15 protein-coding genes, 1 riboswitch and 1 other annotated feature are annotated in these 13523 nt (G+C 35.6%); of the genes, 7 read left to right on the top strand and 8 right to left on the bottom strand.

The annotated features are described in order from the left end of the window. Positions 1-175: 175 nt before the first annotated feature. The 3 genes from VF726_RS24330 to VF726_RS24320 all read left to right on the top strand — a co-directional run bounded on the left by VF726_RS24330 (position 176) and on the right by VF726_RS24320 (position 2618). Positions 176-520, top strand: a complete 345-nt coding sequence (locus tag VF726_RS24330) for a winged helix-turn-helix transcriptional regulator (protein WP_000760481.1) — start codon at positions 176-178, stop codon at positions 518-520. Between the two features lie 434 nt (positions 521-954). Next, positions 955-1395: a DUF1641 domain-containing protein gene (locus VF726_RS24325; RefSeq protein ID WP_001115309.1), complete on the top strand. Its 441-nt coding sequence runs from the start codon at positions 955-957 to the stop codon at positions 1393-1395. 44 nt (positions 1396-1439) lie between these two features. Beyond that, the gene (locus VF726_RS24320) at positions 1440-2618 is read left to right on the top strand and encodes an NAD(P)/FAD-dependent oxidoreductase (RefSeq protein ID WP_000043194.1); all 1179 of its coding nucleotides are present in this window, start codon (positions 1440-1442) and stop codon (positions 2616-2618) included. Positions 2619-2929: 311 nt separating this feature from the next. Here VF726_RS24320 and tyrS read toward each other — a convergent pair whose 3' ends face one another. The 5 genes from tyrS to VF726_RS24295 all read right to left on the bottom strand — a co-directional run bounded on the left by tyrS (position 2930) and on the right by VF726_RS24295 (position 9041). After that, positions 2930-4189 carry a tyrosine--tRNA ligase gene (gene tyrS, locus VF726_RS24315; RefSeq protein WP_440172781.1) on the bottom strand — a complete coding sequence of 420 codons (1260 nt, stop codon included), beginning with the start codon at positions 4187-4189 and terminating at the stop codon, positions 2930-2932. A 52-nt stretch (positions 4190-4241) separates the two neighbouring features. Then, positions 4242-4457: a binding site (T-box leader), on the bottom strand. Positions 4458-4552: 95 nt separating this feature from the next. Next, positions 4553-5470: a UDP-N-acetylmuramate dehydrogenase gene (murB, locus tag VF726_RS24310; RefSeq protein WP_087959342.1), complete on the bottom strand. Its 918-nt coding sequence runs from the start codon at positions 5468-5470 to the stop codon at positions 4553-4555. Between the two features lie 391 nt (positions 5471-5861). After that, positions 5862-6257 carry an SET domain-containing protein gene (locus tag VF726_RS24305; protein ID WP_000573651.1) on the bottom strand — a complete coding sequence of 132 codons (396 nt, stop codon included), beginning with the start codon at positions 6255-6257 and terminating at the stop codon, positions 5862-5864. Positions 6258-6452: 195 nt separating this feature from the next. Continuing rightward, entirely contained in the window at positions 6453-7955 is a 1503-nt protein-coding gene (locus VF726_RS24300; protein WP_440172780.1) for a DUF4077 domain-containing protein, read from the bottom strand. A 27-nt stretch (positions 7956-7982) separates the two neighbouring features. Then, positions 7983-9041 carry an endonuclease/exonuclease/phosphatase family protein gene (locus tag VF726_RS24295; RefSeq protein WP_440172779.1) on the bottom strand — a complete coding sequence of 353 codons (1059 nt, stop codon included), beginning with the start codon at positions 9039-9041 and terminating at the stop codon, positions 7983-7985. Positions 9042-9262: 221 nt separating this feature from the next. Further along, a riboswitch (Fluoride riboswitch) is annotated at positions 9263-9322 on the top strand. 54 nt (positions 9323-9376) lie between these two features. Here VF726_RS24295 and crcB (VF726_RS24290) point away from each other — a divergent pair. Together crcB (VF726_RS24290) and crcB (VF726_RS24285) are read left to right on the top strand one after the other, a co-directional pair. Then, positions 9377-9781, top strand: coding sequence for a fluoride efflux transporter CrcB (gene crcB / locus VF726_RS24290; RefSeq protein WP_440172794.1), 405 nt, complete (start codon positions 9377-9379; stop codon positions 9779-9781). After that, on the top strand, positions 9778-10134 hold the full coding sequence (gene crcB / locus VF726_RS24285) for a fluoride efflux transporter CrcB (RefSeq protein ID WP_440172778.1): 357 nt from the start codon (positions 9778-9780) through the stop codon (positions 10132-10134). The genes crcB (VF726_RS24290) and crcB (VF726_RS24285) overlap by 4 nt, the downstream gene beginning before the upstream one ends. Positions 10135-10257: 123 nt before the next feature. Here the strand turns inward: crcB (VF726_RS24285) and VF726_RS24280 are convergent, their stop codons facing one another. The 3 genes from VF726_RS24280 to VF726_RS24270 all read right to left on the bottom strand — a co-directional run bounded on the left by VF726_RS24280 (position 10258) and on the right by VF726_RS24270 (position 11855). After that, positions 10258-10464 (bottom strand): DUF3955 domain-containing protein, encoded by a 207-nt coding sequence (locus tag VF726_RS24280; protein WP_440172777.1) that lies wholly within the window; start codon positions 10462-10464, stop codon positions 10258-10260. A gap of 175 nt (positions 10465-10639) precedes the next feature. Continuing rightward, complete coding sequence (gene speG, locus VF726_RS24275) at positions 10640-11155, bottom strand: spermidine N1-acetyltransferase (protein ID WP_440172776.1); 516 nt, start codon at positions 11153-11155, stop codon at positions 10640-10642. Positions 11156-11303: 148 nt separating this feature from the next. Next, positions 11304-11855 (bottom strand): PadR family transcriptional regulator, encoded by a 552-nt coding sequence (locus VF726_RS24270; RefSeq protein ID WP_440172775.1) that lies wholly within the window; start codon positions 11853-11855, stop codon positions 11304-11306. Positions 11856-12003: 148 nt separating this feature from the next. Here VF726_RS24270 and VF726_RS24265 point away from each other — a divergent pair, with 148 nt between their 5' ends. Next, positions 12004-13164, top strand: a complete 1161-nt coding sequence (locus tag VF726_RS24265) for an MFS transporter (RefSeq protein WP_440172774.1) — start codon at positions 12004-12006, stop codon at positions 13162-13164. Then, positions 13164-13493 (top strand): DUF1516 family protein, encoded by a 330-nt coding sequence (locus VF726_RS24260; protein WP_440172773.1) that lies wholly within the window; start codon positions 13164-13166, stop codon positions 13491-13493. Before VF726_RS24265 ends, VF726_RS24260 begins: the two co-directional genes overlap by 1 nt. The last annotated feature ends 30 nt before the right edge of the window (positions 13494-13523 follow it).

Raw genomic sequence — 13523 nt, 5'->3', positions numbered from 1 at the left:
ACTATAGGCACCAAAAAGTAACATAGTCACTTTTCAGTACCGTACTACTCATTTGCCTCTTACATGTGCTATTATGAAACATATTTAACATGATAAAAAGTACGTACTTTAAAGTGCTATAGGTACTAAAAAGTAACATTTGTATTATTTAACACTCACACAAGGAGGGTTTCATATGAAGAAATATAATATTCCTGTAGAGGCGACTTTAGAAGTTATCGGAGGAAAATGGAAGGTTGTTATCCTTTGTCACTTAACGAAAGGTACAAAAAGAACGAGTGAACTAAAACGTTCCATGCCTGGTATTACACAAAAAATGTTAACGCAGCAATTACGAGAATTAGAAGACGACGGCGTTATTCAAAGAAAGGTATACAATCAAGTTCCACCAAAAGTAGAATATTCTCTTACTGATTACGGTTGGTCTTTAGAATCCATTCTTGATTCTCTTTGTTCTTGGGGCGAATGCCATCTTGAAAAGGAAGGTAACACATCGATGCTAATTGCGGAAGGTGAATAATAGGAAAAAGGAAAAAACGAACATGAATTTGTTCGTTTTTTCCTTTTTTTCTATATATATATGTACATTTCTAACTGGAACAAAATATTTTATACGCTTTCATACCTTGTCAGTACTACGTTATACGCTCAATATCAAATAATTAGGAATCATTTTTATGTTAACATAGGTGTATATAGTATATAATATAGGATATATATTATATACACTTTCCGGTAACGGAGCTTTCCATTATACGGACAAGCCATGTATCGGACAGTTCATAAATAATAGGTAAGACGTTATGGTTTTAGATTTATGTTTGCAGCTTACTTGCTGTCATAAATTTAAAGGCATTTTATTGTGTTTTGTGAAACTTTGTATAAAGTTTCGTAACCGTTTACTATCTTACTTATAAAAAATAAGAGTATTGCTATCGTAAAGGAGAATTGGAGATGCCAGAAACTATGACTCAAACAAAGCCAGAACAAGAAACTGTACAAATTTCTGCTAGCCAAGGACAACTTGATGTACTTGATCAGTTGTTAAAACCTGAGGTACAAGAATCATTAACAACACTAGTAGAACAGCTTCCAAAATTAACTGAGCTTGTTAACATTTTAACTAAGTCTTATGACTTCGCTCAAACTGTTGCTACTGATGAAGTATTAAAAAGCGACACTGTTGGTGCAATCACAGAGCTTGTAGAACCTGTAAAAGATACAGTGAAAAGCATGGCTGCTACTGCAATCGAAGCGAAAGATCGTGCTGACGAAAGCAACGAAGTTATCGGCCTGTTCGGTCTATTAAAATTATTAAAAGACCCACAAGCACAAAAAATGTTCCGCTTTGTGAACGCATATCTTCAAATTAGTGCAGAACGTAACAATAAATAAATTAACTTATAACAACAATTAGTAAAGACGGGGGATATCATACTATGTCAAAACAAATTGTCATCTTAGGCGCTGGTTATGGCGGTCTTCTTGCCGCTTTAAACGTACGTAAATATTACAGCAAATCAGAAGCACAAGTTACAGTGATTAACCAATACCCAACACACCAAATCATCACTGAACTACACCGCCTTGCAGCTGGTAACGTTGCTGAGCAAGCAATTGCAATGCCACTTACAAAGCTTTTCAAAGGTAAAGATATCGATCTTAAAATTGCAACAGTTGAGTCATTCTCAGTTGATAGCAAAGAAATTAAACTAGCTGGTGGCACTACTTTATCTTACGATGCACTTGTAGTTGCTTTAGGAAGTAAAACTGCTTACTTCGGTATTCCAGGACTAGAAGAAAACAGCATGGTATTAAAATCTGCTGCTGATGCAAACAAAATCTACAAACACGTTGAAGACCGTATTCGTGAATACGCGAAAACGAAAAACGAAGCTGATGCTACAATCGTAATCGGTGGTGGCGGATTAACTGGCGTTGAGCTAGTTGGTGAGCTTGCTGACATTATGCCTAAACTTGCAAAAAGCCACGGCGTAAATCCAAAAGAAGTTAAACTTCTTCTTGTTGAAGCAGGTCCAAAAATCCTTCCAGTATTACCAGACCACTTAATCGAACGTGCAACTACTAGCCTAGAAGCACGCGGTGTTACATTCTTAACAGGTCTTCCTGTAACAAACGTTGCTGGCAATGAAATTGACTTAAAAGACGGTCAAAAACTTGTTGCTAACACATTCGTTTGGACAGGTGGCGTTCAAGGTAACCCACTAATCGGTGAATCAGGTCTTGAAGTTAACCGTGGTCGTGCAACAGTTGATGCATACCTACAATCTACTTCTCACAAAGACGTATTCGTTGCTGGAGACAGCGCTGTTGTCTTCGCTCCAGACGGACGTCCATACCCACCAACTGCACAAATCGCTTGGCAAATGGGTGAGTTAATTGGATACAACTTATACGCAGCACTAGAAGGCAAAGCATTCGAAGAGTTCGCACCTGTAAACTCTGGAACACTTGCTAGTCTAGGACGTAAAGATGCTGTTGCTACAATCGGAGCAAGCAATACTCCACTTAAAGGCTTACCAGCATCATTAATGAAAGAAGCAAGTAACGTTCGTTACTTATCACACATTAAAGGTCTATTCAGCTTAGCTTACTAATCTGAATATAAGCCCGAATCATGCCCAGCATGGTTCGGGCTATTTTTATCCGTAATTTTCTCTAACTTATGTATTCGGCAGAAGGGTAATAGAACCCTCTTTAATTATCAAAATATACTGACTCTTTATAATGAAAACTGTCCCAGTTTGGAACAGCTTCTATTGTCACTTTTTGTCGGTAAATCGATATATCGAGAAAATCGCTGATATATTTTGATTTGCGGCCGATATATTTTAAAACTCGCTGATATAATTCGAGTTACGATCGATATATTCGAAAAATCACCGATATAATTTTTCGTCCTTATTCATTATCCTAATTTAATTAGGCTGTAGTTCTTCTTCCCTTTACGAATAATAATAAATCGTCCATCAAATGAATTCTCTACAGTAACATCTGTACCCACATCCGTTACTTTTTCACCATTCATAGAAATAGCTCCGTTATTAATATCTTCACGTGCTTGTCGTCTAGATGGCTCAATTCCTAAATCAACTAGCCACTCTACGATGTTTTTCGTCTCTTTTGAAGACTGGAATGTTGGCATCTCTTTAAAACCTTGTTCAATTTCATCAGCTGTTAGCGATTTAATATCTCCGCTAAATAATGCTGCTGTAATTTTCACAGCTTGCAGGAATGCTTCTTCTCCGTGAACGAACTTCGTCATTTCTTCCGCTAATACTTTTTGTGCTTCACGTTTATGAGGCTCTGTTTCTACCTTCGCTGCTAATTCATCAATACGCTCTTTCGTTAAGAATGTAAAGTATTTCAAGTATTTAACAACATCACGGTCATCTGTATTCACCCAGAACTGGTAAAATTCAAACGGTGTTGTTTTTTCAGGATCAAGCCAGACCGCACCACCTGCTGATTTACCAAACTTCGTACCATCTGATTTTAATAATAACGGAATTGTTAGTCCAAATACTTTCGCCTCATGACCTTCTAACTTACGAATTAAATCTAAACCGCTCGTAATATTTCCCCATTGGTCACTACCACCAATTTGCAGTTGAACATCTTCTTTCGTGTATAAATGATGGAAATCCATCGCCTGCAAGATTTGGTACGTGAATTCAGTGAAAGAAATTCCCGTATCTAAACGACTTGCGACAATATCCTTCGCTAACATGCTATTAATGCTAAAGTTTTTTCCGTAATCACGTAAAAATTCGATAATGTTTATTTCATGTGTCCAGTCGTAGTTATTTACCATCTTCACTTCACTATTTCCGCCAAAATCAAATAGCTTTTTCATTTGCGCTGTTAACGCATCAACGTTATGCTGAACGACTTCTAACGTTTGAAGTTGACGTTCTGATTGACGTCCGCTCGGATCACCAATTGTTCCTGTTGCCCCGCCGATTAAAATAACTGGATGATGGCCAGCTAACTGGAATCTCTTCATCATCATAAACGGAATCAAATGTCCAATATGCATACTATCACCAGTCGGATCAACTCCGCAGTATAGTGAAATCTTTTTCTCTTCTACTAGCTTACGTAAACCTTCTTCATCCGTCTGTTGATTAATAGCACCGCGCCATTCTAATTCATCAATAATATTCATCTTTTGTCATCCCCTCTATTTTTTTGAAAACAAAAAGTCCCTATGTCTATGACATAGGGACGATGATTCACCGTGTTACCACCCAGTTTGTATGAATAGCATAGCTACTCATACCACTCTTAGCAATAATATCGATTGCCAATCCGCTTAGCATTACCTAAGATACTCCAGAGTGTAATTCGCAAGTTTGTTTGTGCTAGGTTCCAGCAACCCCTAGCTCTCTCGTTAACAGTGACAAACTGCTACTGGGCTCTTTCAACGTATGTTATTTGTTAAATTATTAGCCATTATATTGAATTGAAAACAAATTGTCAACAATACCCAAATGTTATTTTAAAATAATTCGCAGTTTTATACGTATTTTTATTCTTTATCTTCTCCAATAATTCTTACTTCTCGCTCTAACTTCACGCCAAATTTCTCTTCAACTGTCTTTTGTACGAAGTGAATTAAATCAATATAATCTTGTGCTGTTCCGTTATCCACATTCACCATGAATCCAGCGTGTTTTAGAGAAACTTCCACTCCGCCAATTCGTTTACCTTGTAGTCCTGATTCTTGAATTAATTTACCAGCAAAGTTATTTGGTGGGCGCTTAAATACGCTACCACATGAAGGATATTCTAGAGGCTGTTTTGATTCACGTTTGAACGTTAAATCATCCATTTTTGCTTTAATTTCTTCACGTACACCTTCTTCAAGTTCGAATCTCGCTTCAAGAATAATGTAATGGTTGTTCGCAAATACACTCTTACGATATCCAAATTCAAATGCTTCTTTCGTCAAAGTACGTAACTCTCCGTCACCTGTCATTACGACAGCTTCTGTTAATACAAACGATACTTCACCGCCGTAAGCACCAGCATTCATATATAATGCCCCGCCAACTGAACCTGGGATACCACAAGCAAACTCAAGACCCGTTAAATTATGATCTAATGCAATACGTGATACATCAATAATTGCTGCACCGCACTGTGCTACAATTGTCGTTCCTGTTACAGTCACACCTGTAATGTGAATTAAACTTACTGTAATCCCGCGAATTCCACCATCTTTAATAATGACATTCGATCCATTTCCTAAAAACGTAACTGGAATATTATATTTGTTAGCATATTTAATAACTTCTTGAATTTCATCATAATTTGTCGGCGCAACGAACACATCTGCTTTTCCGCCAACTTTAATATGCGTATGATTCTTTAACATTTCATCTTGTTTCACATGACCTTCAGGCAATACCGTACTTAAATATTCATAAACCTCTTGCATATTCATTTTACGATTCCTCTATTTCTATATTCTTTTTATCCCGTTATACGGGCCCATAATATCCCCACATACATGAAATGAACCTAAAGTGGTGGATACAGTGTACCCAAAATCAATTCGAGACACCTATAAACCTCTTAATTTATAAGAGGTGCCACTCATATTAAAATATATATTGCATAATAAAGCAACCCAAATGAGCTACTAAACTTGACATGTCATCAGAAAGACAACAATTTGTAAAATATATTACTTTTTCAAAACACTATCCTTCAGTATCTTACTATATCACACGAAAATAAAGTGGTATTTTTTTGTAATCTTTACTTTATTTTCATTACTAAAAAAGGGATGCTTTTACCTATGTAAAAGCATCCCTTTCATCACTTATTTTAATTTACTTTTCGTTCTCTTCTTTTTCCTTATCAAACCATAATAGCTCATCGTCATCAACTTCACCATTATAATTGATTAGAATCTCTTCTCCCGCTTTTATATCTTTGTAAGCAAAGAAGTTAAACGTATGATTCTCGAAGACAATCTCATACGTTGCATTCGGATTATATGCATGATTAAATAACATACCATATCCTAACAGGAATGCCGTATGATTCACCCCATACTCAAATGCGTAGTCAGCAAGTAACGTTTTCTCAATGTGTTCGTGCTGTTCATTCGGATAAGAGATAACTGGTGCTGAGTGAATCAGCTCACCCTTTTTAATATCACGAGTTGCAAATACACCTCTATTAAATTCCCCATCACTAAGTTCAGAAGTCTTAACTTCGATCATATGCGTCACCTATATAATTCTTTCTTTGAAGTATTTTATCTCGCTATTCGCGAGGTTCAACTAATAATGAGTAGGTATTAGTCTCACTTTATCTCCTTAAGCTTGGCAGAAAACGCGCAGAAAAGCAATTAAATTCCGATTAAGTATTCGTTTAAATGAAAAAAGAGCACACATCGTGTGCCCTTTGAAGCGATATTACTTTTCTAAAATATTTTCTAGCAACTTCACTTGCTCACTAACAGTATGTAACTTCTTCACTGATATATCATTTCGATGTTTTTCTTCTTCCACGCTTGCTAACACTTCTTCCGTAGCCGCAGAAGTTTGCTGAATTACGTTAGAAGCATGTGTAACATCCTTTACGATATTCGTCGTTTTAACTTGGAAACTTTCTTGATGACTAACAATCTCTCTCATTACATCATTAATTGCATCAATAAACTTTCCTAAATCCGTTACGTTTGTTAAAACGCTTGTTAACATTTCGTTACATTCTTCTTGTACTCTTTCTGATTTCTCTACCTGCACTTCTACCTTACTTGCTTGATTACTGAACTCCTTCAAAATACTTTGAATTCTCCCCGCAGAACGATTCGATTCTTCGGCAAGCTTTAATACTTCATTCGCTACAATAGCAAATCCTTTTCCATGCTCTCCTGCTCTTGCCGCTTCTATATTTGCATTTAAAGCTAACAAACTCGTCTGACTTGAAATATTCGTTATTACATCTACAATTTCATTAATTTGCTTCGACTGCATCATTAAATCTCTAAATATAATTCCTGATTGTGAAACAACATCATTTAAACTTCTCATATTCGCTTCAAAATTTCGTAAAGTATGTACACTACCCTTTGAAATTTCTAAACTTTCATCAACACGAATCGAGGCATTTCTTACTTGAGAAATGATTTGCTCAATATTTCCCTCCATCTCATTCAATACTTCTACTGAACGATGCATCATCTCTGATTGTGATTGAGTGCCAACTGCTACTTCTTCAAAAGCGAAATTAATTTCACTCATCGACTCCATCGATGTATTCATATTTTGTCTTAAATGATTGAAATTACTATCTAACTTTACAACCGTTTCCTCAATAAGTCTTTGCGTCTCTTCTAGCTCCTGAGCTTTCCTCATTACTTCTTGCTTCTCATCACTTAAACGAGCTAGCAGATTAGAGCCAATCTTCGTTACACCCCACATCGCAATCGTCACAATTGCTAACAAGCTTGCGAAGTTTGCAGCTTCAGATGCTGCTGTATAAGCAAAAAATTGCTCCGGCCAATAACTACAAAGAATAAATGTGATTACAACCGCTACTCCGCCAAGAATGATAACGAGACGTTCACTTAAATAAATGAGTGAAACTGCTAATGTAAAATAGACCATTTGAAATACAGCCGGACTTTCATTAAAAGCTTGTACCATAATGAAAGACATCATAAGCAGCATAAATGTCATGATATATTTATACATCGCTTCCATTCTTTCTATAAAAGTAAACAGCGTCCCAAATACAACAACAGAAATACCACAAACCCAAAAAGCTATCGCTCTCTCTGTAAAAATATATCCGTAATATCCAATCGCGATTATTCCAAGGAAGAAACTACAAATCGTAATAAACAGCAATAAATGATTTTTCTGTGATTCTTTCTCAAGGTTAGAAAAACAAGTTTTCTTTAACCACTCCATATATAAAGTCCCACCTTTTGCACTTAATTACTTCAGCTTAAATACCGCACTCACTGGGTTATGATCGCTATTTTCAAACTTTAAATCTTTCCCTTGTACATTGACAATTTCCACGTTCGGCGAAACGATAAAGCCATCAATAATCGTGACGAAGTTTTCACCTTCTACATACTTTTTCACATCATCTCTCACCGTCATAACAGATGGATCTACAGCCCACTTAAAGCCACCATCAGTAAAGTCCTTCGGTAACTCTACTAACCACTCAGGACGCTCTTTCACAAACTTCGGATCACTTAACTGAACATCAGAAAGTAACTGATTCCAATCTCCGCCCATTATTACGTAATCACCATTTTTATAATGCTTGTTCATATATTGTTTTAAATACTCTACTTGCTGTTTTCTAATTTTCCCGCCTTCATCATAGGCAGACAAATGTAAATTTACAAGTCTAACAAACTTCCCATTACTAACAGGAATTTTATGCTCAACAATCGCTCGATCTAAATCAAACAAACGCTTTGGCCAAGGCTCCATTCCAGGAAGTTGGAACCTCTCTGCTGTTTGAACTTTATATTTAGAAAACGTACTCAATCCCGCCTCCGCATATCCCATTGGACTTATAATTGGGACAGGGACCCATTTTGTATCATAGTTCTTTCCAAATGACGAAGCATAATCAGGTAGTCCCTTTTTCAAAAACTCATGCCCATTTACATCAAAAGATCGCATTGATTTTATATCAACTTCTTGTAATAACGCAAAATCACCATTCTCATTTTGTAAGAAAGAAAGCATCTTCTTTAAGTTCACTTCCGTCTGTTCTTTACTACTTGAACCAGAACCTTTTCCGCCATCCATAAAGAAGTCTTGATCCTTATCTAATCCAGCATAGCCAATATTGAATGTCGTAACCTTAAACTCATTGTCAGGCGCTAATACGCGCTCCTTATTATTTTCCACCTTCAAGCTTATAACATCAGCCGGCTGTTCTTTTGTAAGTGTCATATACGCTAAAAAACCACCTAAAATGCAAGCTCCTATCAAAATACATGTAAGTACTATTTTTAATAATTTCTTCAAACAAACGACTCCTTTTCTAAAACTATCAAATTTACTTTTCTTTATTTTCAGTCAACTAAAAATAAATGACAGACATACGAAACATTTTATCATATCAAAAACCTTATATCACTATATTTAGTTTATAAGACGGAATTCCCTATCTTAAACCATCAAACACATACAGCATAGCTCCACTTCTTCACTGGAAATTCAATGCATTTTTTAGTACACTATATGTAATAATCATAGGCGATGGAGTTCGCCATAACCGCTGCTTAGCTAATGACTCCTACCAGTATAACTACTGGTAGGAGTCTATTTTTTTGAGCAAACTACTTAAAGAGGTGATGATATTGATTTATATTATTGTTGGCATAGCCGGTATATTAGGAGCCCTCTCTCGTTATTATTTAGGTCTTATTATTCATACTTCATGGCATCATTCATTTCCACTTGCTACATTACTTATTAACTTAGCAGGCTGCTTCTTATTAGCGTGGCTAACTACGTATATCGCTCGTAGAAATATCTTACCTTCAGAGATGATTACAGGTATCGGGACTGGATTCATCGGTTCTTTTACGACGTTTTCGACATTCAGTGTAGAAACTGTGCAATTAATCAATTATTCCGAATGGAGTACGGCTTTCTTATATGTATCGTGCAGTATACTTGGTGGCTTCATTATGTCTGCTCTTGGCTATACACTAGGTGATTTCTTAATTAAGAAACATCTTACGGAAGGTGATCACTTATGATGGAAGCTTTATTAGTAGCGACTGGAGGTTTCTTCGGTGCTATTACACGATTTGCAATTAGCAATTGGTTTAAAAAAAGAAATACAACTTCCTTTCCAATTGCTACATTTCTCATCAATATAACAGGAGCGTTTTTACTCGGATATATAATTGGCAACGGCGTCACTACAAGTTGCCAATTATTATTAGGTACTGGATTTATGGGTGCCTTCACGACATTTTCAACATTTAAGCTCGAATCTATCCAGCTCTTCAATCGTAAAAACTTCAGTGTACTATTTTTATATGTAAGCGTAACTTATATAATTGGTATCGCCTTTGCATTCCTTGGAATGAAACTAGGTGGAATATAAAAAAAGAAAGCGACTCTGATCAGTCGCTTTCTTTCATAAGAAGTATGTCCCGCCATAAATTCCATTTGTCATAAGTTAATAACCTATGAGACCTCTCCACAGATTACAGTTCTATTTTGTCTATTACTGCCTTTTTAACTTTGAAGTAATAAATCCAAATAGTAATATACCAATACCACTAAAGAACAATACATAACTTATTGGTACTAAGAAAAAAAATGGTTCTACAAGTAACCCATTATCCGCTACTTTACTAGTCGCCCCTTGTATTAATAAACAAGTAACGCCTAATGATAGCAGTACGATAGCTAATAAAAATTTATTTTTCATAATATATTCTCCTTTAATTTCATAATTAATTTATTTATATCTCTTTCGTTAACATCATAATAAGCTCCACAATATTATAAGTCAACAATTATTTATTGTTAAACAATAAATAATTGTTGTTAAACACAACAAAAAAAGACTATAGACAATCATTGTCTATAGCCTTTTCAATCCATTATTTTGTTCTAAAATACTCCTTCTGGAACATGCACATTCTTATCGCATTATGGTAGTTGCCATCAACGAAAAACTCATCGAGCAGTTCTCCTTCTACCATAAATCCAACCTTTTTATAAACGTGTACAGCTTTTTCATTCTCTTTATCGACTACTAAATATATTTTATGCATATTTAATACAGAAAAAGCGTAATCCATCGCTAAACGCGTCGCCTCTGCTGCATAACCATACCCTTGATAATTTGGATCAATAATAATTTGGAATTCTGTTCTACGATGAATATAATCGATTTCCACTAACTCGACCAATCCAACCATCTCATTATCTTTCTCAACGATAAATCGGCGTTCACTTTGATCATGTATATGTTTATCGTATAAATCCTGTAGCTCCACAAATGCCTCATACGGTTCTTCAAACCAATACGACATAATATGTGCATTATTATTAATTTCATGTACAAACTTTAAATCTTCTCGTTCTAAAGGACGTAACTTCAATTCCTGACCCATTGCTATAACCTCCAAGTAAAAGAAACCTCTTCACTTAATTTCTCAATTTTTTTCAATTTCAAACGCCCTATTTACATTGTAAACTTTCAAGTAGCTTGAAGGTCAAGACATAAAAAGTAGTGCAAACTTATGCCTGCACTACTTTCCATTACTTTTCTTCTCGTAATGTTTCTAACACTTCAATTGCCCATTCACACCATTCGATGTACATTTTTGAATATCTTATTCCATATTCAACAGTAATATACTCTCCTATTACTTGTTTGCGAACAGCAGATTGATCCGGAAAACCATAATCTTTCCACTTTTGAGTTTCCCGCATGACATGCGTTTCTCTATCAATTATCTTCTGTAATAGTGAAATAGCTTCACTTACTGAAATAACATTAAAACTTGAGGCTTTTAATAAAAACTCATCCTTTATACGTTGGGGCTTCGTTTTCGAATGAATAATCCATTCAACAAGAGTCTTTTCGCCCTCTTTCGTCAAAGAATATATTTTTTTATTTGGACTTCCTTCTTGATAAATATATTCGAACGTAACCAGGTTATCCTGCTCCATTTTTGATAATTCTTTATACACTTGTGAATGACTTGAATTCCAAAAATAAATGAGTTGTTCTTGAAACGTATGATACAAGTCATAACCAGTTTGTTCTTTTTTTGAAAGTAGTCCAAGTAATGCATAACGAATAGACATTCTTAATTCTCCTAACCGGACTTTTAAATTATGAATAATTTGTTTCAATTTTATTATATCGATTGTACTCCTTTTAATAAACCATTATTATAACCATATGACTATTTAGTCATATGTCATTTAATTAATAAGAGGAAAGGAGGATATGATGAAAAGAAATATAGTTCCGTTAATGATTGTTCAATTTTTCATCTTTTTAGGATTCGGTATGATTATCCCTGTTCTACCAGAAATCATTACAAATTTACATGTGCCATCACATCATTTAGGGATGCTGTTATCTTCTTATTTGCTCGCTTCATTCTTAACAGCTCCACTTTGGGGAAAGATTTCTGATCGAGCAGGTCGGCGGCCTGTACTACTAATTGGCATACTCGGGTATTCCATTAGTTTTTTCTTAACAGGTTTACTGATTGATAATTTAACTAGCTTATACATCGCAAGAAGCCTAAATGGATTGTTTGCAGGTGCATTATACACCGCTGCAACAGCTTCCATTGTCGATATGACAAATGAAACTGAGCGTAATCGTTATATCGGAATGATGGGTGCTTGCATCGGTATGGGTTTTATTGTCGGCCCAGCAATTGGCGGGATGCTAAGCCATTTTGGAAATGCGGTTCCGTTCCAAATTGCTAGCAATCTTCTTGTCATTTTATTTCTCTATACATGTTTTACTTTTAAAGAGAGTTTAAACAATGCAGAAGAAAAAGATGCGGGAAATCCATTAAAAAAATTCATCCATTTACCAGCTTCATCAATCGGCTTGTTTTTCATTACTTGCACAATTTCTATGGCATTAGCCGGGTTAGAAGGTACCTATCAACTATTTGGCAAACAAGCAATCGGCATTACACCATTACAAATCGGTATAATTTTTTTAGCGAGCGGCCTAGTAGATGCATTCATACAAGGTGGACTCATACGCTACATTCGTAACGGAGATGAAAAACGCTACATTATAATCGGACAAATCATTTCTGCAACAGGCCTATTTTTAATCCCATTCATTACGAACTTACTATGGGCCGGCATTTGTTTATCCATCTTCACAGCTGGAAACGCGCTTGTACGAACATGTACCCTATCCTTTTTAACAAAACAAGTAAAAAGCGATCACGGTACCATTTCAGGCTTAAATTATTCATTTGATAGTTTAGGAAGAATTATCGGACCAATATTTTTCACAATGATATTTACATCACAAGGGGCAGTATCTTTCATAGTAGGCGGCATGATGACGATGCTTTCTATCGGATTAGTCATCCTATTTTCAAAAAAACAACATACATACGGGAGTGAACTGTAATGCTTAATACTTTTTATCAAATTCACGCGGGATCATGGGCAATTCTTATCATCTTATTTATTATAAGTTACATGCTTAACAAACAAGAATTTACACTGTGGGGGCAACGTGCATTTTATGTTCTTATGTTAGGTTCAGGAATTGGAATGGTAGTCATTAAAAACTTCCCTGTCATTTCTATGATAAAAGCTGTATTCGCTCTTATCCTTATTATGTCAATGGAAATTCTCGTAGCAAGAAAAAGAAGAGGGCAAACTCATACGTTATGGTGGGGCATATTCGCTATCACGTTCATCGTTATTTTATTAATAGGATTTCATATTATATAAAGCAAAAACCCCTAAGTATAGGGGTTTTTC

It is taken from the genome of Bacillus sp. Brlt_9, from assembly GCF_051948935.1.
In the GTDB taxonomy this organism is placed as follows: domain Bacteria; phylum Bacillota; class Bacilli; order Bacillales; family Bacillaceae_G; genus Bacillus_A.
The sequence above is the reverse complement of the archived record's forward strand: the minus strand, read 5'-3'. Positions and strand labels throughout refer to the sequence as shown.